Source organism: uncultured Christiangramia sp. (assembly GCF_913046405.1).
Taxonomy (GTDB): domain Bacteria; phylum Bacteroidota; class Bacteroidia; order Flavobacteriales; family Flavobacteriaceae; genus Christiangramia; species Christiangramia marina.
The window spans coordinates 1-21,015 of sequence record NZ_CAJWRQ010000049.1 but is presented as its reverse complement, the minus strand read 5'-3'; the positions used below and the strand labels follow the sequence as shown (position 1 = coordinate 21,015).

Below are 21,015 nucleotides of genomic sequence, written 5' to 3'. Positions count from 1 at the left end.
CCTCGGCCGGCGCGGGGTGGAAGTGATCGCCCGTGCCTACCAGGCCCAGCATGCAGAAAAGAATTTCAGCCACTATATCGAAGAGGGCAGTGGTCACGTCTTAAGCGACAGGATGTGGCAACTGACAAGCGAGTTTTTTAGCCGGCACCTTAACAAGGACTGATTTTACGGGCTCCTGCCTTATCCGGCCGCGATTGCCCGCTGCACCGCGTCTCCCATGTCTGCCGGGCTCTGGGCCACCTCAATGCCTGCTTCTTCCAGTGCCTCGACCTTGGCCGATGCCGTTCCCTTGCCTCCGGAGATGATCGCACCGGCATGTCCCATTGTACGTCCAGCAGGAGCAGTTTCTCCAGCGATAAATCCAACAACCGGCTTTCTGTTACCGTTCTGCTTAACCCTCTGAGCGGCATCAGCTTCAAGCTGACCTCCAATTTCACCGATCATTACAATACACTCAGTTTCATCATCGTTCATCAACAATTCTACTGCTTCTTTCGTGGTAGTTCCAATAATTGGATCTCCACCAATCCCAATTGCAGTAGTGATACCAAGACCTTGTTTTACAACCTGATCTGCAGCTTCATAGGTAAGCGTACCAGATTTAGATACGATTCCAACTTTTCCTTTTTTGAAAACGAAACCTGGCATGATACCAACTTTAGCTTCTCCCGGAGTGATTACACCTGGACAGTTAGGTCCAATAAGTCTGCAATCACGGTCTTTAATATAATCTGAAGCCTTTACCATGTCTGCTACAGGTATTCCTTCAGTAATAGTAATAATCACTTTAATTCCAGCATCGGCAGCTTCCATAATGGCATCTGCAGCGAAAGCTGGTGGTACGAAAATGATAGAAACATCTGCTCCAACCTGTTCTACAGCTTCAGAAACTGTATTAAAAACAGGCTTATCAAGATGCTTTTGCCCTCCTTTACCAGGAGTAACTCCACCAACTACATTTGTACCGTATTCTATCATTTGTTCAGCATGGAAAGTACCTTCACTACCGGTAAAACCCTGCACGATTACTTTAGAATCTTTATTGACTAAAACGCTCATAAATGTCTTTTAATTTTGGAACACAAAAGTATGTTTTTAAATATAAAACCTAAAGTCATTTTATAGATTATTGCGAGAAAAAACCTTAAAGTTGATATAAAATTAACTTGAAATGAAAATTCCCGCTGAGTTTACATCTCGTTTTCTAAAATTATCTACTTCCCGTAATCTTCATAAAACCATCGGAATCTCCAGTTTGGTTAACAACGATCTTCGTATAGTCCTTTGATTCTATAATCTTAGTTGCTTTTTTAGCCGAGATCTTTTTGCCATTATAGAAAAAACTTCCACCCTCTGCATTGATCTCCTTGACAGTTTTTAATGGAGCTGGAGGATTTGGTGGAGCCGGCATTTTTTTGGTCTGATGTTCAATAGCTTTCTTTTCCTCTATGATTTGTTTTAATTCAGCCTGATTTTTCTTAATTTCTAAATTCAGACTAGCTTTCTCTTCTTTACTAAGTTTTTCTATGTTATCCAACTTATGTCGAATTACATTCATTTTCTCAACCTGCTTTGATAACTCCACACTTTGTGTCTCATAATCATTTACCACATCTTCGTAAGTTTGAATATGGTGGACTTTTTCTTTTTGTACAGTCCATTGTGAACCTGCGGAATTTTTTGAATTAGGTCGAGCTTCACCAGTCGGAGCTGGAGGTGGCGGTGGAAGAATATCATGACCGCTAACCTTAGACATTCTGCTTTTTCTGAATTCGCTATTTAAAGATTCCATAAATCCAGATGCTGGATCTATAACTTGCATTCTGAAATTATAACTTTTCAACTCTTCGTCTGTTATCCCTTCGGAAAGCTTATCCAGAGTTTCACTTAACTTATCAGGATTCGTTTTTACTCCGTTTACTCGAAGCGTGTTGCCGGTAACCTGAATACTGAAGAGATTGTCTCTCTGTTCTCCAACAACTGAATTTGAGCTTTTGGAGGCTGGATCTCTGCCTTTTATAGCCTGTACTGGCGGTGGCGGAGGTGGTGGCGGTGTAGCACCAGTTTCTGGAGTGCTTGGAGCTAGAAACTCAGTTCCTGAAATTCTGGATAATTCAGTTTTGCGATACTCAGCATTAAGTTTTTCAATAAAACCGGTAGTTGAATTAGCGAAGTCTACATAAAAATATGGGTTTTTCAACTGCCAGTCGTTCCAGTTCTTAGTAAGCTTATCCAACTCATCTGCAAAAATATTAAGGGATACAGGCTTGTCGTACAAAAGAATTTCTTTATTGTTCACTGTGATATAAACCGATTTTTTCTTCTGAAGCTCGATCAATTCCGAGTTCTCATCAATTGATAGCACTGGCTTCGCTACAATTTCTTGGTTGAAAGTATAGATACAACCTCCAAGAATGGGTAGCAATACCAGCATTTTCATACTCAGCCGTCTGGCTGAAAGATTTTTTGTCATCATAAGTATTCGTTTTTTGATTAATGAATGATTAATGGGACTTGCCAGAACGTTAAGATCCTGTCCCCGGCTGTAACCTAAAAGAAGTTCACTGTAATCTCTCAGGTTTTGATGCTTTACAAGTACTTGCTCATCTGCAAGAAACTCATGGTTTAATTTGATGGAATTTTTAATGAATATAAATATTGGATTGAACCAGAAAATCGCATTCACCAGTTCCAGAAATAGAAGATCCCAGGAATGTTTTTGATCTACATGAGCTTTTTCATGTGCTATCACCGCTTCCGAAATCTGTGCGTTCTTAAATTCTTTTCTACTAAAGAAGATATAATGCAGGAAACTGAAAGGATTGATGGAATTACCAAGCAGCACATAGATATATGGAAGTTCTTTTTTAAGCTGACCTGATTTTATCGTCAATCGCATCTTATTAAGGTTCCATATAAACCGAAGCACAAAAACCAAAAATCCAATGAAATAAATAACCAGCAATATCTGACTCCCATATTGGTCAATAGAACCAGTTTCCTGTTCTGCCGATGAGTTTTCAGATGGTATTACTATCATCGGCGCAGTGTCAACGAATTCTTTGGCAGCTACCTCGTAAGAAATGCTAATAAGAGGTAGCATCGTTGAAAATAACAGCATGAAGATTAGATAAAAACGCTTTAGCCTGTTGGATTTTTCAGCTTCCAGAAAAAATTTATAGAAGGCAAAAAGAACCAGCAAACATCCCGCAGATTTTAAGATATACTCCAGCATCTCAATCTTTTTTTAATTTCTCATCAATCAGTTTTCTCAATTTCTTCAACTCATCATCAGTAAGATCTGTTTCTTCAGTAAAGAAAGATGCAAACTGCGAGGCAGAGTTATCAAAGAAGGATTTGATCATCCCATTCATTCTTTTAGAGAAATAAGCTTTCTTACTCACTTTAGGATAATACTCTCTGGATCTGCCTATCTGCTCATAAGCTACGAAATTTTTATCCTGCATTCTTTTAAGCAAAGTTGCGATGGTCGTCGTAGCAGGTTTTGGATCGGGATAAGCTTCGATAAGTTGTTTCATAAAAGCTTTCTCCTTCTTCCAGAGATGTTGCATTAATTCTTCTTCAGTATTCGAAAGTGACATATAGCTATAAATTGATCCTCTACAAATGTAGAATAAATATTTATTTCTACAAACATAGAATGAAAATATTATAAAAAAACCCTCTATGGTTAAGAGGGTTAAAAATTTTTAGGACCAGGGATCTTCGTCGATCTCTTCACCTAGCTGACTAATTTGAGTGCCCTTGTAGAGTTTTCCATCTTTCAGCTCCCACATTGCGACAAAATGCGCTAAAGGCATTTCCTCTTCGGGGTTTTCTATAGTTCTTACGAAATATGTGAAATGGATAGCAGCTTCATTCCCATTCGAGATTATCTTTTCAGTCTCAGCCCGCAATGATTCGTATGATTCTGAAATCTCTTTCGTAATCGCAGAAATACCTTCTAAATTTAATTTTCTGAATCCTGTAGTACCGTACCAGCGTAATTCAACATCTGGATGAAGATATGCCTTCAGCACTTCTTCATCTTTATAGAAGTTAGATTCGTAAAATTTGGTTACAATATCTTTAGTCTCTAGATCCATAAATCTTATTTTAATTTTTTGACAATCTCCGGCAATTGTTTAATCGCCGCATATTCTCTAAGTTTTGTTCGTACTTCACCAAAAGGCGTGCCCCAATAGGTTGTGCCTGGTTCAGTATCTTTTGAAACTCCGCATTGTGCCATAAGAACCGTTCCGGTAGCAATTCGAACATCACTTCTAATTCCAACCTGTCCCCATATCGTAACATCGTCTTCTACGATCACACAACCGGCTATTCCAATTTGAGATGCTAATAAACAATTTTTTCCGATAACAGTATCATGCCCGATCTGAATTAAATTGTCAAGCTTGGAACCTTCACCGATAGTAGTATCTCCGGTAACCCCGCGATCTATCGAACAATTCGTTCCTATCTCTACATGGTCTTGCACTACTACTCTACCACCTGAAAGTAATTTATCAAATCCTTCTGGTCTCTTTTTATAATAAAAAGCATCACCGCCCAGTACCGTTCCACTATGGATAATCACATGATCACCAATCACACAATTATCACCGATGGTAACATTTGCGTGGATAAGACAGTTCTTACCAATAGAAACATTATTGCCAATAACGGCATTAAATTGCACGATAGATCCTTCGCCGATCTTTGCAGATTCTGCGATGGTAGCATTCAGTTTTTCAAATGGTTTGAAATAGCGTGTAAGCTTATTGAAATCGCGAAAAGGGTCTTCAGAAATAAGCAACGCTTTACCTTTAGGACAGTCTACTTCTTTATTAATAAGAATAACCGTCGCTGCAGAGCTGAGTGCTTTATCGTAATATTTTGGATGATCTACAAAGACGATATCTCCCGGATTCACCACGTGAATCTCATTCATACCCAGCACAGGGAAATCAGCTTCACCTACATACGAACAATCAATAAGATCTGCTATTTGAGATAGCTTATGTTCTTGAGGGAATTTCATAGATTATTCCTTAATTCTCTCTTTGTAAGTACCTTTTTCGGTTTCGATCTTGATCTTATCACCTTCGTTGATAAAAAGAGGAACATTCACCTCATAACCAGTTTCAACGGTTGCTGGCTTTGTAGCATTTGTAGCGGTATTTCCTTTTAAACCAGGTTCTGTATGTGTAACTTCCAACACTACACTTCCTGGCATTTCTACTGAAAGTGGCATGTTATCTTCAGTATTGATAAGAATAGTTACCACTTCACCTTCCTTCAAAAGCTTTGGCATATCCAGAGCATTTTCTGTAAGTCGAATTTGTGTGTAATCTTCAACGTTCATGAAATGCCAGAACTCGCCATCTTCATATAAGAACTGAAATTTATGAGTTTCAACTCGAATATCTTCGATCTTATGCCCTGCGGAAAATGTATTATCAAGAACTTTTCCTGTAGTAACACTTTTTAGTTTAGTTCTAACGAAAGCCGGGCCCTTTCCTGGTTTTACATGAAGAAATTCAATGATCTTATAAATATCGTGGTTGTAACGAATACATAAACCGTTTCTGATATCACTGGTACTAGCCATAAGTTTTTAGTTTGAACTGAAGTATCCTTTCATGATACCTCTTTGTGAGTTTTTAATAAATTCTAATATTTCGTCCCTTTCTGCGGTTGCCTGCATTTCAGCTTCAATGATCGCTACCGCCTGGGAATTATTGTAATTCTTCTGGTATAATATTCTATAAATATCCTGAATTTCCCTGATCTTTTCCGTAGAAAAACCTCTTCTTCTTAGTCCAATAGAATTAATACCTACATAACTTAAAGGTTCTCTACCCGCTTTTACAAATGGCGGAACATCTTTTCTAACCATAGATCCACCGGTAACAAATGCATGTTTTCCAATGCTACAAAACTGCTGAATTGCAGCCATTCCTGCGAGAACAACATGATCTCCAACGTTTATATGTCCTGCAAGCGTACTATTATTTGAAAAGATGCAATTATCTCCTACGATACAATCATGAGCAACGTGGCAATAGGCCATGATCCAGCAATTATTACCAATAACTGTTTTCATTCTATCTGTAGTTCCCCTGTTAATGGTAACACACTCACGAATCGTAGTATTATCACCTATTACAGTAAGAGTATCTTCGTCATTAAATTTCTTATCCTGAGGCACCGCAGAAATTACTGCACCTGGAAAAATACTACAATTCTTACCAATACGTGCACCTTCCATGATGCTAACATTGGAACCAATCCAGGTACCTTCTCCAATCACTACATTATTATGTATGGTCGCGAAAGGTTCGATCACCACATTCTTGGCGATCTTTGCTCCCGGATGCACATATGCTAAAGGTTGGTTCATAGTTTTTATTTTGATTTTACAATTTGTGCCATAAGAATGGCTTCGGTCGCCAATTGTCCGTTTACGTAAGCATAGCCCTGCATCTGGCAAATTCCACGACGAATAGGAGCCAATAACTCCAGCTTAAAAATTAGAGTATCCCCAGGCACCACCTGTCTTTTGAACTTCACATTATCGATCTTCATAAAGAAGGTCAGATAGTTTTCAGGATCCGGAACCGACTTTAAAGCCAATATTCCACCGGTTTGAGCCATGGCTTCTACTTGCAATACTCCGGGCATTACTGGTTTCCCGGGAAAGTGACCAACAAAAAATGGTTCGTTCATGGTCACATTCTTCATCCCAATCACATGAGTATCTGTCAGCTCATAAATCTTGTCCACTAAAAGAAACGGAGATCTGTGCGGGAGCGTATTCATAATATCGTTCACATCCATTAAAGGAGGTTGAGAAAGATCGATCTTAGGTACATTATTCCGTTTTTCAGCTTTGATGACCTTGGCCAATTTCTTAGCAAATTCAGTATTGATATAATGTCCAGGTTTAGTGGCAATGATCTTACCTCTAATCCTTGTACCTGCTAAAGCCACATCCCCTATAACGTCCAGCAATTTGTGTCTTGCTGCTTCATTTGGGTGATGCAATGTTAAGTTATCCAGGATCCCGTTAGGCTTTACTGAAATATCATCTCTATCAAAAGCTACTCTCAACTTCTCAAGAGTATCTTCACTAATCTCTTTATCTACATATACGATCGCATTGTTTAGATCGCCACCTTTTATAAGGCCATGTTCCAGTAAAGTTTCAATTTCATGTAGAAAGCTAAACGTCCTGGAATCGGCAATTTCAGTCTTAAATTCTGAAATATGCTCTATAGAAGCATTCTGAGTACCCAGTACTTTGGTTCCAAAATCCACCATGGTTGTTACCTGATATTCATCTGCAGGCATGAGGATGATTTCAGATCCATTATCATCACGATAACAAATAATATCAGTGACCACAAATTCATCTCTGTCTTCCTCCTGTTCTTCAGTACCAGCTTTCTCAAGCGCTTCTACAAAAAATTTGGAAGAACCATCCATAATTGGTGGTTCAGGAGCGTTCAGCTCAATATATAAGTTATCTATTTCAAGACCTACACAGGCAGCAAGTACATGTTCCGAAGTCTGGATCGTAACACCTTTTTTATCGAGGTTAGTTCCACGCTGAGTATTTACAACGTAATTTACATCTGCCTCTACTTCAGGAGATCCTTCAAGATCTGTTCTTCTAAAAACATAGCCTGTATTTACAGGCGCTGGTTTAAAAGTCAGCGTTACTTCTTTTCCAGTATGCAGGCCAACGCCTTCAAGAGAAATTTCTTCTCTTATGGTTCTTTGTTTTAAAACCTTATTAGCCATTATTAATCTTTTTATCCAGTTGGTGAATTAATTTCATTGTTTTTGGTAGGTTTTTGAAATGTATGTAGGACTTATTATAATCGCCATAACCAAAAGCTGGCGATCCCTGAAGCATCTCATCATCCTTTATATCTCTACTTATACCAGATTGCGCCTGTATTTTCACACGGTCTCCAATCGTTAGGTGCCCGGCAATCCCTACCTGTCCTCCAATAAGACAGTTCTTTCCGATCTTCGTAGATCCGGCAACACCAGTTTGTGCAGCAATAGCAGTATTCTCCCCTATTTCTACATTATGTGCGATTTGTATATGGTTATCCAGTTTCACACCTTTTTTGATAATCGTGGAACCCAAGGTTGCACGATCTATAGTCGTTCCTGCACCAATTTCTACATGATCCTCTATAATGACATTCCCTATCTGCGGAACCTTACTGTAAGCACCGGTTTCTCCCGGACTAAATCCAAAACCATCAGCACCTACTACAGCACCACTATGAATGGTCACATCGTTTCCTATAATACTTTCAGAATAGATCTTCACTCCGGCAAAAATAGTAGTGTTATCACCTATCTGCACGTTATCACCTATGTAAGCATTCGGGTAGATCTTGACATTTTCTCCCAGTTTCACCTGTTCTCCTATATATGCAAAAGCACCCAGATACAGTCCGTCACCATAGGTAGCAGATTCAGCAATAAAACTGGGATTTTCAATCCCCGACTTATTTAACTTGATCTGGTTGTAATATTCAAGCAAGGTTGAAAAAGCCTTGTAAGCATCCTTTACTTTAATCAATGTAGTATTTACCGGTTGCTCAACCTCGAAGTTCTCGTTAACGATCGTAACGCTCGCATTCGTGGTATATAAAAAGCTATTATATTTAGGATTACTTAGAAAAGTTAGTGAGCCTTCACTCCCCTCTTCTATTTTAGCAAGTTCAGAAACTTCGGCTTCAGGATTCCCCTCCACCTTACCTTCCAATATCTCGGCAATTTGTTTCGCTGTAAATTTCATTCTGGCAAAAGTAAAAAAAATGAACTAATCTTTAACTTTTGGATAACACATATAGTATTTGGTCACAGTATTTGTAAGAGCTTTGAGATTAAACTGGTCTGAAACCTTTACTACGTCACATATTTTACCATTTTTATGTAAAATATTGATAGTATCCTTTTCTCGCTTATAGGCAAGATTTGCGATTTCCCCCTCGAATACAAAGTAGGATGCTTCTTTTTCTGAAATATTATATTTCTTCTGAAGAGCTTTTTTTCGTTGATCCAGTTTTTCCTGGGAAGGTCGTTTCTTTTTGATCTTACTCTTCAGAAGTTTCCTGTTAATGATCATTTCACACAAATTACTGAGTACGAAATCATCTGAATACATCCATTCCTTCATTGCAGAGATCACATCATTATCATCTAGCCTCGAAAACATCTCGAGAGTATGCTGATCGAAATTATGTCTTTCCACTTTATTCTGAAGAAAATACAACAGACTGCCGCTGGCATGTAATTGATGGCCCTCGCCTATTAATTCCTTGGCCCGCTTTAAAACCCGTATAAGCAATTGCTCTGCCGCCAGACTGGTCTTGTGCAAATAGACCTGCCAGTACATCAAACGCCTTCCTATCAAAAATTTTTCTACGGAATATATACCTTTTTCCTCTACTACCAGTTCATCATTCACCACATTAAGCATGGTGATAAGGCGTTCGCTATTGATGTTCCCTTCTACAGCACCGGTATAGAAACTATCGCGTTTTAGATAATCCAGACGATCCATATCCATCTGACTACTAATTAACTGATACATAAATTTGCGATCGTAACTTCCTTTGAAAATCTGAATAGCCAGAGTTAAACTTTGGTTAAATTCAATATTCATTTGCTCCATGAATAGCAATGAAATGGTCTCATGATCTACTCCTTCCACCAGGCTGTGTTCCATCGCATGACTAAAAGGACCATGTCCAATATCATGCATTAAAATTGCTATGAGTAAAGCTTCTTCCTCCTCTTCTGAAATCTCTACACCTTTAATTCTGAGTATCCTAACTGCTTTCAGCATTAAGTGCACACAACCAAGAGCATGATGAAACCTCGTGTGATGTGCCCCCGGATAGACAAGATAAGATAAACCCATTTGGGAAATTCTACGCAATCTCTGGAAGTATGGATGCTCGATAATCTTAAAGATCCGTTCATTAGGAATGGTAATAAAACCGTAAATTGGATCGTTTAATATTTTGAGTTTAGTTTGTGAAGCCAAGCTTTTATAATCTAATGTTCAAAACAAAGATACATATATGAACTTAGCCCCGGTAATAAGTTCTATTTCAATTATAATGGTTCTCTTCGGAAGCCATAAATAATCAAATTTATGACGATAAAGATATTATGGGTTGATGACGAAATTGACCTTTTAAAACCACATATATTATTTCTTCAGAAGAAAAACTACGAGGTTCAAACCTGCAAAAGTGGAACTGAAGCGCTTGAACTCATCGAAGAAGAAAATTTTGACATTATATTCCTGGACGAAAATATGCCGGGGCTTACCGGTCTGGAAACCCTTACTGAAATTAAAGAGCGTAGAGAAACAGTTCCGGTGGTAATGATCACCAAGAGCGAAGAAGAGTATATTATGGAGGAAGCGATTGGATCTAAAATCGCCGATTATCTTATCAAACCGGTAAACCCTAACCAGATTCTACTGAGTTTAAAGAAAAACCTGGATCACTCCCGACTCATTTCTGAGAAGACAACTTCCAACTACCAGCAGGAGTTCCGGAAAATAGCCATGGAATTGTCTCAGGTAAATTCCTATGAAGAATGGGTTTCGTTATATCAGAAATTGATCTACTGGGAAATTCAGTTAGAAGAAATAGAAGATTCAGGTATGTTCGAAATCTTGGAATCTCAGAAACAGGAAGCAAACAACCAGTTCTTTAAGTTTATTTCAAGGAACTATGAAGATTGGTTTCAACAGGGAGGTAATCCTCCAGTAATGTCTCATACTTTATTTCAGAAGAAAATACTGCCGGAAATCAAATCTGGAGAACCAACATTACTAGTGGTCGTCGATAATTTAAGATATGACCAGTGGAAATCACTGGAACCAATTATCACGACACATTATAAGAAAGAGAAAGAGGATGCTTACTTCAGTATTTTGCCCACTGCAACACAATATGCCCGAAATGCAATCTTCTCCGGAATGATGCCAAGTGAGATGGAAAAGCTCTTTCCAGAATACTGGAAGAACGATACTGAAGAAGGAGGTAAAAATCTACACGAATCTGATTTTCTCAGGGAACAGCTTAAGAGATTGGGAAAAGACCTGAGGTACGAATATCATAAAATTACTAGCCTGAAGGCGGGAAGAAAGCTGGCAGATAACTTTAAAAGTCAGAAATCCAACGATCTTACAGTAGTCGTTTATAATTTTGTAGACATGCTCTCTCATTCCAAGACCGAGATGGAAGTGATAAAGGAGCTGGCTTCTAATGACAAATCATATAGGAGCTTAACCCAGAGCTGGTTTAAAAACTCGCCCTTGTTGGATATCATACAAAAAGCACAGCAACAAGGCTTTAAATTGATCATTACAACAGATCATGGAACTATCAATGTAAAGAACCCTTCAAAGGTCGTTGGTGATAAGAACACGAGTTTGAACCTGAGATACAAAACAGGCAGGAGTCTGACTTACGATAATAAAGAGGTCTTTGCTATAGAGAATCCTAAGTCGGTTCATCTACCAACTATTAATATGAGTAGTTCTTATATTTTCGCAAAGGAGGACTTATTCTTTGCGTATCCCAATAATTTCAATCATTACGTAAGTTATTATAGAAATACTTATCAGCATGGTGGTATTTCCTTAGAAGAAGTTGTAATCCCATTTGTAGTCCTGAACCCAAAATAATCGATAAACGACGTTTTTATACGATGAACGACAAGGTGGAAGACTGTACATAATTGATTATCAAAAACATACAGCAGTATATCCTTTTTTTATATATCTTTATCATCCCAAATCTGACATATTGAATTTATGGAGTTAACCTACGAACTTCACGAACTGGATCAAGCAGTAGATTACATTCTACGTAATACAGAGAGTAAAATACTACTCTTCTACGGCGAGATGGGTGCTGGCAAGACAACTCTAATTAAAGAGTTATCTAAGGCACTGGGCGTTAAAGACGCCGTATCCAGTCCAACGTTTTCCTTAGTTAACCATTACGAGTCAGATCAGGGTGCTGTATATCATTTCGATTTCTATAGAATCGAATCAGATATGGAAGCATTAGATATTGGATTTGAAGATTACCTGGATTCTGGAGCATGGAATTTGATTGAATGGCCACAAAACGTACGGAAACTACTTAGTGATGACCATCGAAAAGTGCACATTCAGGTAGTATCGGAGAATTCTAGAATGTTAAAGTTAAGTTAACGAAATCAAAATTTCGTGAATTGGACGCTAAAAATTGTTTGTAAGAATATTATTACTTTTGCAGATATTTTATAAACCTGATTTATTAATTTATATTCGTTAAACGATTTATAAACAGATTTAAACTAACATATTTAAAGTTTTTTATGCGATTTTTCGGGTATTTATTGCCTTGAAAAAGGACGCAAAGGTACGATTAATGTTTTAACCCACAGGATTTTAAGTTGTTCTATGTTTGTCTCAGAACAAAACGAAACAACCATATTAAAATCTTATATTATGAAACTTAAAGCAGTACTTTTCGCAGCAGCAATATTCGGAGCAAGTTTTTTTGTAACTTCAACTACTGATAACGATACTAATAAGGATGAAATTGAAAAACAAGCTGTGGACAGAAGGCTCATCAGGGTTCCTACTCACGGGTAGTATAATAGCGATTTGCATAGCATTCTCACCTTATCTTTTTTATTTATATGAAATTTTCCCAAGCACCCGTGTTTGGGAAACTTCTTTTTTTACCTACGAAAGTAATTATTACCAAGATGTCCTAACTGCCGCTTGGACGTATACTTCAAAGTTAGTCCCTTTACTTCTACTTATCATCTGGTTTTTTACCTGTAAACACTGGTGGTATCATGTCATCCTAGTGCCAATGGTTATGTATGCTTTTCAATTAATTGCTGCATTCTATGAAGATTATTTTCAACATGTTATCAGCATGGATAATGGAGACTTAATCTATATGGCACCATTTTTTATTGTCATCTTATCGATTGTTTATTTAGTGAGAATTAAGATTTTCGATAGGATCTATGGATTAGATCTGTCGGAGTTGGACGAAACCGAGGTATCGGTATTTACAAGTTTATCAGAGCGAGAGCGCAAAGAATTAAAGGAATTTCAAGAAGATAATGATAAACTCGAACATTCCAATGTACTTGTCGAAGACTACTACCGTAAACTTTAGTTTATATTTTTCAATTCCATTTTAAGTTGTAATTTAACTGCTTTAACCAATAACTATGGGCAAACAGCAGGTTTCACCTTTTACTAAAGAACAACTAATTCCGCAGGAAGAAACTCTTGAGATCTACAAGAAGAAGGGGGAATTATTCATAGGAATTCCAAAAGAGACCGCTTACCAGGAAAAAAGGATTTGTTTAAGTCCTGATGCCGTTGCAGCCATCACCGCACATGGACATCGAGTGATGATAGAATCCGGTGCCGGAAAATGGGCGCGCTTTAGCGATAAAGATTATTCAGATGCCGGAGCAGAAATCACCAAAGACACTCGAAAGGTATTCTCCTGCCCTACCATATTGAAGATAGAGCCGCCATCTCTTGAGGAACTTGAAAATATTAATCCGCAAACAACCATAATTTCTGCGCTTCAAATTAAAACTCAGTGTAAAGAGTATTTTCAGAAGCTGGCAGAGAAAAGAATTACCGCTCTTGGCTTTGAATTTATACGGGATGACGATGGCTCCTATCCAATTGTTAGAGCCTTGAGCGAGATTGCCGGAACAGCCTCTGTTCTTATAGCTTCAGAAATCATGAGTAATCATGCAGATGGAAACGGACTCATGTTTGGAAATATTAGCGGGGTTCCGCCCGTAGAGGTGGTCATCATAGGCGCGGGCACCGTAGGTGAATTTGCAACCAGATCTGCTATTGGTTTAGGAGCCTGTGTTAAGGTCTTTGATTCTTCCCTTACGAAACTTCGTAATATTCAGGCGAATCTTACCAATACGTTTTACACCAGTACCATTCAGCCTAAAAATTTGTCAAAAGCATTAAAACGTGCCGATGTGGTGATTGGTGCCGTTCGTGGAAAGGATCGAAGTCCGGTGCTTATTACTGAGAACATGGTACAAAGTATGAAAAGAGGCGCCGTGATCATTGATGTAAGCATCGATATGGGTGGTTGCGTGGAAACCAGCGAGATCACAAGCCATGATGAACCTATTTTCAAAAAGCATAATGTCATTCATTATTGTGTTCCTAATATCCCGTCCAGGTACGCCAGAACGAGTTCCCTTTCAATAAGTAATATTTTTACCCCGTATTTGTTACATATTGGTGAAGAGGGTGGTTTGGAAAATACTCTGAGATTTGATCGCGGTTTACGTAATGGTTTGTATTTTTACCACGGAATTTTGACCAATAAATCTATAGCAGAATGGTTCAATCTTTCTTACCGTGATATAAATCTCCTGATTTTCTAATTAATGAAACTTATACATCGCTTTGGCTATTTTGGCGTCGGACTATTCTTCGGAATTGTGCTTTTAATATTCTTTCTAGGTGGTAAGAATGCATCCTGCGATTATTCTCCCAATGCCCGTGTACTCAAGAATATAAGGATTAAAGAAAGAAAATGGTCTCAAGAATCTTTAAGTTTCCTTCAGGATCAAAAAATAGATACTTCCTACATTTCTGAAGTACTGGAAAAAGGTGATGTAGACTTCAACTTAAGTGATACCGACGCGAAACCATGCAATGTTTATTATGTTACCGGAACTCGTGAAACCAAAGAATTGGAATTCAGAATCCAGAATTGCGATAGTATTGCTACGATTCAGAAAGTAAAAATTAGAACGGCCGAATAAATTCGACCGTTTTATAAACTATTCCATGATTTGCTCGGCGTGAGCCTTGGTTTTCACCTTTTCTATCACCTCCTCAATTATTCCATTTTCATCAATAATAAAGGTAGTACGGTGAATGCCTTCATACTCCTTTCCCATAAATTTTTTAGGTCCCCAAACTCCATAAGCCTGGATTACTTTTTTATCCTCATCTGCAAGTAATGGATATTTGAAATCATATTTATTTCTGAAGTTTTGTTGTCTTTTCTTTGAGTCAGCGCTAACGCCCAGAATGTCATAACCTTTTGCACTCATTGCTTCATAATTATCACTTAAATTACAGGCTTCCGCAGTACAACCAGGCGTGCTCGCTTTCGGGTAGAAAAATAATACCAGCTTTTTTCCTTTATAATCATTTAAAGTGATGTTATTTCCGTCCTGATCTTCAGCTTTGAAATCGGGAGCCTTATCCCCTGCTTTTAATGTTGTCATAATTCTTACTTTTGCTTAAAAATAAAGCTTTATGACCAAAAAAGAAAAGGTTCAGTTTGTAATTGATACTTTAAATGAAATCTATCCTGAAATTCCTATACCTTTAGATCATAAAGATCCATATACCTTATTGATAGCGGTGTTGCTTTCTGCTCAAAGCACCGATGTCAAAGTCAATCAAATCACTCCTAAACTATTTGAGATCGCAGATACTCCTAAGAAAATGGTGAAATTAAGCGTAGAACAGATTCGGGATATTATCAGGCCAGTTGGCCTTTCTCCAATGAAGTCCAAAGGCATACATGGGCTTTCCCATATTCTCCTGGATAAGTACAATGGTCAGGTACCAAAAAGTATAGAAGCTCTGGAAGAACTTCCAGCGGTAGGTCACAAAACTGCCAGTGTAGTAGTAGCACAGGCGTTTAATATTCCTGCTTTTCCAGTTGACACGCATATTCACAGACTTATGTATCGCTGGAATCTTACGAATGGAAAAAACGTGGTGCAGACTGAAAAAGATGCAAAAAGACTTTTTCCTGAAGATCTATGGAACCGACTACATTTACAAATTATCTGGTATGGGAGACAGTATTCTCCGGCACGCGCCTGGAACCTGGATAAGGATATCATCACTAAAACGATTGGTAGAAAATGTGTAATTGCCGAATATAATAAGAAGATGAAAAAGTAAAACCTGCCAGTAATGACAGGTTTTTGTTTAGTTTAGAAGTGTTTCAAACTTCATGTTTTGATATTCCACAACGTTTAGGGCTTTGGAATAACTGAGTAAAAACTCGATCGTTTCCTTTGCTGGACGTGGTTGAACATTTTTTTCTTCTTTCGAAGATTTTTTAAAGTAGAGTTTCCCCATGTGCCGTTATTTTTTGGTATTTATAAGTTAACGGCATTTACTACATAATATTGCGAAATTAGTTTGTTAAGATCAAATTTCGTTTCTCAATGATCTTTCTAAGATTAATCAAAGCGTATCGCATTCTACCTAATGCGGTATTAATACTAACTCCTGTTCGATCTGAAATCTCCTTGAAACTCATATCTTTATAAATCCTCATAGTAAGGACTTCCAATTGATCTTCCGGAAGCTCTTTAATAAGTTCCTGAACGTCTGACTCGATTTGATCCTTGATAATCTGGGTTTCTGCATTTAGATCACCATCGCTTAGTACAGAGAAAATATTAAAATCCCCACTATTGTCAAATTTGGGCATTCTCTTATTTCTTCGGAAATGGTCAATGACTAGATTATGTGCTATTCGCATCACCCAGGGAAGAAATTTACCTTCCTCGTTGTATTTACCTCGCTTTAGAGTACGAATCACTTTAATAAAAGTATCCTGAAAGATATCTTCAGAGATATCTTTATCGTAAACCTTTGAGTAAATAAAACTGTAAATTCTTTGTTGGTGACGGCTAATAAGTGTTCCTAGCGCATTCTCGTTTCCTTCCAGATAATCACGTACAAGTGAGGCATCGGTGACCTTAGTGTTATTCATACCAGTTACTTTAAATTTCAGGAACAGATCCTGAGGTTAGGTTATTTAGAGTTTAAAAGTAACTGTGCTTTATAGGCGTATGAATTTTGGTTATGCACCAAATATAGCAACTTAAATTTGAGAAATGCAAACAAAAGCTTAATATTTTAACAATACTATAGGCTTTTCCCGGCTTTCTTCTCCGCTTGATAATGAGTAACTTTGCAGCCTTATCCCAGAGAGAATGACCGTAGATATAGCCAATGTTGACCCCAAGAAAAATATCATTATTAAAGGTGCAAAGCTGCACAACCTTAAGAATATCAATGCCATAATTCCCAGGAACAAACTCGTGGTAATTACAGGTCTATCCGGTTCAGGAAAGTCAAGTCTCGCATTTGATACGCTCTATGCAGAAGGTCAACGGCGCTACGTAGAAAGTCTTAGTTCCTATGCCCGGCAGTTTCTTGGTAGGTTGAATAAGCCAAAAGTAGATTATATTAAAGGTATCGCTCCGGCAATTGCTATTGAACAAAAAGTTAATTCTACGAACCCAAGGTCTACCGTAGGTACTTCTACGGAAATATATGACTATCTAAAATTATTATTTGCCAGGATTGGTAAAACCTATTCTCCAGTTTCTGGAAACGAGGTTAAGAAGGATACAGTTACAGATGTGATCAATTATGTAAAAGGTTTTCCCGAACGTGAAAAACTGCTACTTCTCGCCCCTATTCACCTGGAAGAAGGTCGTAAGCTCGAAAATAAAATAAATGTACTGGCTCAGCAGGGTTACAGTAGGATAAAACTAGGTGAATCAGTAGTGCGTATTGATGAAACCGATCTATCGAAAGCAAAAGTTGAAAATACTTTTTTAGTAGTAGACCGGATTATTACAAAGGATGAAGAAGACTTTTTCAATAGACTTGCAGACGCCGTGGAAGCAGCATTTTTTGAAGGTAAGGGTGAATTGTTCATTGACAAAATATCAGATAACAGCTCAAGACACTTCAGCAATAAATTCGAATTGGATGGCATTAGTTTCCTGGAGCCAAATGTACATTTGTTCAGCTTTAACAATCCATATGGAGCCTGTCCCAAGTGTGAAGGTTACGGCGATGTTATAGGTATTGATGAAGAGCTTGTGATTCCAAACACAGGTTTATCCATTTATGAAAATGCAATCTTTCCGTGGCGAGGTGATAGTATGAGCTGGTATAAAGATCAATTGATCAAGAATTCTCATAAATTCGATTTCCCCATACACAAACCTTATTTTGAACTAAGTGACGAGCAAAAAGAGCTGGTCTGGAATGGAAATCAGTATTTCGAAGGATTAAACCAGTTTTTTGAGTTTCTGGAGAGCAAGGCATACAAGATTCAGAATCGGGTGATGCTTTCAAGGTATCGCGGTAAAACCAAATGTTCAGTTTGTAAAGGAAAACGACTTAGACAGGAAGCGCACTATGTAAAAATAAACGGACTCAATATTACCGATCTGGTAGAAAAACCTTTGGATAAGGTTCGAGCATTCTTTGATGATTTAACTCTTGATGAATACGAAGAGAAAATTGCAAAGAGATTACTGCAGGAAATTAGAAACCGACTTCAATTCCTTTCCAATGTAGGTCTGGATTATCTAACATTAAATCGTAAATCCAATACACTTTCTGGTGGGGAATCACAAAGGATCAATCTTGCCACCTCTCTTGGTAGCAGCCTGGTTGGGTCCATGTACATTTTGGATGAACCTTCTATCGGATTGCATCCTAAGGATACCGAGAAGTTAATTGGTGTTTTAAAACATTTACGAGATCTTGGTAATACGGTCATTGTGGTGGAACATGATGAGGAGATTATGAACGCGGCAGATGAGATCATCGATATTGGACCGGAAGCTGGAACTAATGGTGGTCACGTGGTTGCAACAGGAAATCTTAAACAAATTCTCAAATCTAATTCTCTTACTGCGGAATATCTTAATGGTAAGAAAAATATTGAAGTTCCCGAAAAAAGAAGAACTTCTAAGAATTTCATCAAGATACTTGGGGCAAGGGAGAACAACCTGAAGAATATTGATGTCGAAATCCCTTTAGGAGTCTTTACAGCGATCACCGGAGTTTCGGGGAGTGGAAAAAGTACTTTAGTTAAAAAGATATTTTACCCAGCCATTCAGAAAGAATTGGGAGGTTATGGGGAAAAAGCAGGTCAGTTTTCTGGAATTGAAGGCAATTTTAAAAATCTTGGAAGTGTAGAGTTCGTAGATCAAAACCCTATTGGTAGATCATCAAGATCGAACCCGGTAACCTATATAAAAGCTTATGACGATATTCGAAATCTATTCTCTTCCCAGAGACTGGCGAAATTACGTGGCTTTCAACCGAAGCATTTTTCTTTTAATGTAGACGGCGGAAGATGTGAAACCTGTAAAGGTGAAGGTGAAGTTACCATTGAAATGCAATTTATGGCAGATGTTCATCTCGAATGTGAAACCTGTAATGGTAAGCGTTTCAAAAAAGATGTGCTTGAAGTGACCTTTCATGATAAGAATATTGATGATGTTCTAAATATGACTATCGATGATGCAACAGCATTTTTTGAAGATCATGATCAGGAAAAGATCGTTAAAAAGCTTAAACCTCTAAAAGATGTTGGTTTAGGATACGTGCAATTAGGACAAAGCTCCTCTACTCTATCGGGTGGTGAAGCTCAGCGTATCAAGCTGGCTTCTTTCCTGGTTAAAGGAACAACCAAAACCAAAGCACTCTTCATTTTTGATGAACCAACCACAGGACTGCATTTTCACGATATCAAGAAATTATTGAAATCTTTCAATGCTTTGATTTCTAAAGGACATTCAGTAGTAGTAATTGAACATAACATGGATCTTGTAAAATGTGCTGATCATGTGATCGATCTGGGACTGGAAGGTGGAGAAAATGGTGGTTATTTAATTGCCACAGGAACTCCGGAAGAGGTTGCTAAAAATAAAGAATCAGTTACCGCGCCCTATCTTTCTGAAAAATTGAATTAAACACAATACACTGTTATTCATTATTTTAATTTCCTGAAGAGGACTGTATGATGAGGTAGCATGAAGTAGTTTCGGGTTTTGGCATGAGCTTTGTATTTAGTTAAGAAATGTTCTTAATTTAAATACTACTACTATGAGAAATCTGACCTTATTTATCGTTTGCCTTTTTGTAGGATGGTCAGTTAGCGCTGAAAATCCGCATTCTGAAATATCCAAAAGTACTACCTACTCCAATCTTTTCAATGACTCTTTTATTTTTATTGAAGGTGGTGTTGAATTCGCGGTTTATCCAAATGGAGAGTTCGATTTCTATTATAATCCTGATTTCCGAAGAGGAAATGCAGTAAGAATTTCTACACCTAACGTAAATATTAGCTATAATTCTGGTTACAATTACGAACCATTTATTCAATATGATGATTATGGAGCTGTAATCCAGATCGAAGATGTTCCAGTCTACTACGATTATTATGGTAGAATCATCCAGGCTGGAAATATTGTAATGGATTACAATCGTTATGGAATGCTTGCTAATGTTGGTTCCTTAAGATTACATTATAACAATTTTGGTAGAGTGATTCAACGAACAGGTTATATAAACAGTTATAACCGGCATTATGTTCGCAGACCATGGCATTCTTATTATCGTCGTCCATCGGTTAATGTTAGTATCGTATTTAATCAGCCATACCGGGCTTATTATCAGCCACATCGTGTAAGCTATAACCAGTATACAACGGTTTATAATAACTATTATAGTACACATAAGCACAAAAGAAACTTCTACAGACCTTCTCAGCGTGTTGCTCAATATCACTACGGAAAGCAAGTAAAACAAAAGCGTGATCTTGCACAATATCGTGCTCGTACCAGTAAAAGCGATCAATTAGTTCGTAACAGACAACAAGCGGCAAGATCCAAAGCCTATGTGAATCCATCTAATAACTCAAAAAGCAGTAGAATAAGCACTACTGAACGTTCTCCTAGTAAGAATAACAGGTCTAAGAATTACGGAGCGAGATCTGAAAGAAGTACAAATTCTAAAGGGCGTGTATCGCCAGAAAGTAGAAAAACCATTTCCAGGACTATAGATAGAAATTCTCGATTGGACACCAGGTCTACTGAAAACAGAGTTCA

The 21,015-nt window shown here is 37.9% G+C and carries 22 protein-coding genes; 9 read left to right on the top strand and 13 right to left on the bottom strand.

Annotated features, from left to right (window positions below; translation table 11 throughout):
• Positions 1-180: 180 nt before the first annotated feature.
• From sucD to QZ620_RS08075, 10 genes are all read right to left on the bottom strand, one after another.
• Positions 181-1,059: a succinate--CoA ligase subunit alpha gene (gene sucD / locus QZ620_RS08120; protein WP_295180594.1), complete on the bottom strand. Its 879-nt coding sequence runs from the start codon at positions 1,057-1,059 to the stop codon at positions 181-183.
• A gap of 151 nt (positions 1,060-1,210) precedes the next feature.
• Positions 1,211-3,235 (bottom strand): M56 family metallopeptidase, encoded by a 2,025-nt coding sequence (locus QZ620_RS08115; RefSeq protein ID WP_295180592.1) that lies wholly within the window; start codon positions 3,233-3,235, stop codon positions 1,211-1,213.
• Between the two features lies 1 nt (position 3,236).
• Positions 3,237-3,602, bottom strand: coding sequence for a BlaI/MecI/CopY family transcriptional regulator (locus tag QZ620_RS08110; RefSeq protein WP_295180590.1), 366 nt, complete (start codon positions 3,600-3,602; stop codon positions 3,237-3,239).
• Positions 3,603-3,710: 108 nt separating this feature from the next.
• On the bottom strand, positions 3,711-4,106 hold the full coding sequence (locus QZ620_RS08105; protein ID WP_295180588.1) for a nuclear transport factor 2 family protein: 396 nt from the start codon (positions 4,104-4,106) through the stop codon (positions 3,711-3,713).
• Between the two features lie 5 nt (positions 4,107-4,111).
• Positions 4,112-5,041 (bottom strand): UDP-3-O-(3-hydroxymyristoyl)glucosamine N-acyltransferase, encoded by a 930-nt coding sequence (locus QZ620_RS08100; protein WP_295180586.1) that lies wholly within the window; start codon positions 5,039-5,041, stop codon positions 4,112-4,114.
• 3 nt (positions 5,042-5,044) lie between these two features.
• Positions 5,045-5,611: an elongation factor P gene (gene efp / locus QZ620_RS08095; protein ID WP_295180585.1), complete on the bottom strand. Its 567-nt coding sequence runs from the start codon at positions 5,609-5,611 to the stop codon at positions 5,045-5,047.
• Between the two features lie 6 nt (positions 5,612-5,617).
• The gene (gene lpxA, locus QZ620_RS08090; RefSeq protein ID WP_141877641.1) at positions 5,618-6,403 is read right to left on the bottom strand and encodes an acyl-ACP--UDP-N-acetylglucosamine O-acyltransferase; all 786 of its coding nucleotides are present in this window, start codon (positions 6,401-6,403) and stop codon (positions 5,618-5,620) included.
• A 5-nt stretch (positions 6,404-6,408) separates the two neighbouring features.
• Entirely contained in the window at positions 6,409-7,806 is a 1,398-nt protein-coding gene (locus QZ620_RS08085) for a bifunctional UDP-3-O-[3-hydroxymyristoyl] N-acetylglucosamine deacetylase/3-hydroxyacyl-ACP dehydratase (protein ID WP_295180582.1), read from the bottom strand.
• Complete coding sequence (lpxD, locus tag QZ620_RS08080; RefSeq protein WP_295180580.1) at positions 7,799-8,824, bottom strand: UDP-3-O-(3-hydroxymyristoyl)glucosamine N-acyltransferase; 1,026 nt, start codon at positions 8,822-8,824, stop codon at positions 7,799-7,801. Before lpxD ends, QZ620_RS08085 begins: the two co-directional genes overlap by 8 nt.
• A 24-nt stretch (positions 8,825-8,848) precedes the next feature.
• Complete coding sequence (locus QZ620_RS08075) at positions 8,849-10,078, bottom strand: HD domain-containing protein (RefSeq protein ID WP_295180578.1); 1,230 nt, start codon at positions 10,076-10,078, stop codon at positions 8,849-8,851.
• Between the two features lie 111 nt (positions 10,079-10,189).
• Here QZ620_RS08075 and QZ620_RS08070 point away from each other — a divergent pair, with 111 nt between their 5' ends.
• From QZ620_RS08070 to QZ620_RS08045, 6 genes are all read left to right on the top strand, one after another.
• A complete protein-coding gene (locus tag QZ620_RS08070) occupies positions 10,190-11,737 on the top strand; it encodes a PglZ domain-containing protein (RefSeq protein ID WP_295180577.1) in 1,548 nt (515 codons plus the stop codon).
• A gap of 129 nt (positions 11,738-11,866) precedes the next feature.
• A complete protein-coding gene (tsaE, locus tag QZ620_RS08065) occupies positions 11,867-12,271 on the top strand; it encodes a tRNA (adenosine(37)-N6)-threonylcarbamoyltransferase complex ATPase subunit type 1 TsaE (protein WP_295180576.1) in 405 nt (134 codons plus the stop codon).
• A 279-nt stretch (positions 12,272-12,550) separates the two neighbouring features.
• Complete coding sequence (locus tag QZ620_RS08060; RefSeq protein WP_295180574.1) at positions 12,551-12,697, top strand: hypothetical protein; 147 nt, start codon at positions 12,551-12,553, stop codon at positions 12,695-12,697.
• On the top strand, positions 12,639-13,238 hold the full coding sequence (locus QZ620_RS08055) for a hypothetical protein (protein WP_295180572.1): 600 nt from the start codon (positions 12,639-12,641) through the stop codon (positions 13,236-13,238). Before QZ620_RS08060 ends, QZ620_RS08055 begins: the two co-directional genes overlap by 59 nt.
• 55 nt (positions 13,239-13,293) lie before the next feature.
• Complete coding sequence (locus tag QZ620_RS08050) at positions 13,294-14,496, top strand: alanine dehydrogenase (protein WP_295180571.1); 1,203 nt, start codon at positions 13,294-13,296, stop codon at positions 14,494-14,496.
• A 3-nt stretch (positions 14,497-14,499) separates the two neighbouring features.
• A complete protein-coding gene (locus QZ620_RS08045) occupies positions 14,500-14,880 on the top strand; it encodes a hypothetical protein (protein ID WP_295180569.1) in 381 nt (126 codons plus the stop codon).
• 18 nt (positions 14,881-14,898) lie between these two features.
• Here the strand turns inward: QZ620_RS08045 and bcp are convergent, their stop codons facing one another.
• A complete protein-coding gene (bcp, locus tag QZ620_RS08040) occupies positions 14,899-15,351 on the bottom strand; it encodes a thioredoxin-dependent thiol peroxidase (RefSeq protein ID WP_295180567.1) in 453 nt (150 codons plus the stop codon).
• A gap of 31 nt (positions 15,352-15,382) precedes the next feature.
• Here bcp and nth point away from each other — a divergent pair, with 31 nt between their 5' ends.
• On the top strand, positions 15,383-16,042 hold the full coding sequence (nth, locus tag QZ620_RS08035; protein ID WP_295180565.1) for an endonuclease III: 660 nt from the start codon (positions 15,383-15,385) through the stop codon (positions 16,040-16,042).
• 27 nt (positions 16,043-16,069) lie between these two features.
• On the opposite strand, the gene QZ620_RS08030 is transcribed toward nth, so the two are convergent.
• Both QZ620_RS08030 and QZ620_RS08025 read right to left on the bottom strand, forming a co-directional pair.
• Positions 16,070-16,222, bottom strand: coding sequence for a hypothetical protein (locus QZ620_RS08030; protein ID WP_295180564.1), 153 nt, complete (start codon positions 16,220-16,222; stop codon positions 16,070-16,072).
• A gap of 58 nt (positions 16,223-16,280) precedes the next feature.
• The gene (locus tag QZ620_RS08025; protein ID WP_141877630.1) at positions 16,281-16,865 is read right to left on the bottom strand and encodes a sigma-70 family RNA polymerase sigma factor; all 585 of its coding nucleotides are present in this window, start codon (positions 16,863-16,865) and stop codon (positions 16,281-16,283) included.
• 223 nt (positions 16,866-17,088) lie between these two features.
• On the opposite strand from QZ620_RS08025, the gene uvrA reads away from it, so the two are divergent.
• A complete protein-coding gene (gene uvrA / locus QZ620_RS08020; RefSeq protein ID WP_295180560.1) occupies positions 17,089-19,878 on the top strand; it encodes an excinuclease ABC subunit UvrA in 2,790 nt (929 codons plus the stop codon).
• A 133-nt stretch (positions 19,879-20,011) separates the two neighbouring features.
• The coding region (locus tag QZ620_RS08015; RefSeq protein WP_295180558.1) for a hypothetical protein at positions 20,012-21,015 on the top strand (1,004 nt) is incomplete at its 3' end.

Coding starts and splice junctions, on each gene's coding strand:
- sucD (WP_295180594.1), bottom strand. CDS start 1,059: ATGAGCGTTTTAGTCAATAAAGATTCTAAAGTAATCGTGCAGGGTTTT.
- QZ620_RS08115 (WP_295180592.1), bottom strand. CDS start 3,235: ATGCTGGAGTATATCTTAAAATCTGCGGGATGTTTGCTGGTTCTTTTT.
- QZ620_RS08110 (WP_295180590.1), bottom strand. CDS start 3,602: ATGTCACTTTCGAATACTGAAGAAGAATTAATGCAACATCTCTGGAAG.
- QZ620_RS08105 (WP_295180588.1), bottom strand. CDS start 4,106: ATGGATCTAGAGACTAAAGATATTGTAACCAAATTTTACGAATCTAAC.
- QZ620_RS08100 (WP_295180586.1), bottom strand. CDS start 5,041: ATGAAATTCCCTCAAGAACATAAGCTATCTCAAATAGCAGATCTTATT.
- efp (WP_295180585.1), bottom strand. CDS start 5,611: ATGGCTAGTACCAGTGATATCAGAAACGGTTTATGTATTCGTTACAAC.
- lpxA (WP_141877641.1), bottom strand. CDS start 6,403: ATGAACCAACCTTTAGCATATGTGCATCCGGGAGCAAAGATCGCCAAG.
- QZ620_RS08085 (WP_295180582.1), bottom strand. CDS start 7,806: ATGGCTAATAAGGTTTTAAAACAAAGAACCATAAGAGAAGAAATTTCT.
- lpxD (WP_295180580.1), bottom strand. CDS start 8,824: ATGAAATTTACAGCGAAACAAATTGCCGAGATATTGGAAGGTAAGGTG.
- QZ620_RS08070 (WP_295180577.1), top strand. CDS start 10,190: ATGACGATAAAGATATTATGGGTTGATGACGAAATTGACCTTTTAAAA.
- tsaE (WP_295180576.1), top strand. CDS start 11,867: ATGGAGTTAACCTACGAACTTCACGAACTGGATCAAGCAGTAGATTAC.
- QZ620_RS08060 (WP_295180574.1), top strand. CDS start 12,551: ATGAAACTTAAAGCAGTACTTTTCGCAGCAGCAATATTCGGAGCAAGT.
- QZ620_RS08055 (WP_295180572.1), top strand. CDS start 12,639: ATGAAATTGAAAAACAAGCTGTGGACAGAAGGCTCATCAGGGTTCCTA.
- QZ620_RS08050 (WP_295180571.1), top strand. CDS start 13,294: ATGGGCAAACAGCAGGTTTCACCTTTTACTAAAGAACAACTAATTCCG.
- QZ620_RS08045 (WP_295180569.1), top strand. CDS start 14,500: ATGAAACTTATACATCGCTTTGGCTATTTTGGCGTCGGACTATTCTTC.
- bcp (WP_295180567.1), bottom strand. CDS start 15,351: ATGACAACATTAAAAGCAGGGGATAAGGCTCCCGATTTCAAAGCTGAA.
- nth (WP_295180565.1), top strand. CDS start 15,383: ATGACCAAAAAAGAAAAGGTTCAGTTTGTAATTGATACTTTAAATGAA.
- QZ620_RS08030 (WP_295180564.1), bottom strand. CDS start 16,222: ATGGGGAAACTCTACTTTAAAAAATCTTCGAAAGAAGAAAAAAATGTT.
- QZ620_RS08025 (WP_141877630.1), bottom strand. CDS start 16,865: ATGAATAACACTAAGGTCACCGATGCCTCACTTGTACGTGATTATCTG.
- uvrA (WP_295180560.1), top strand. CDS start 17,089: ATGACCGTAGATATAGCCAATGTTGACCCCAAGAAAAATATCATTATT.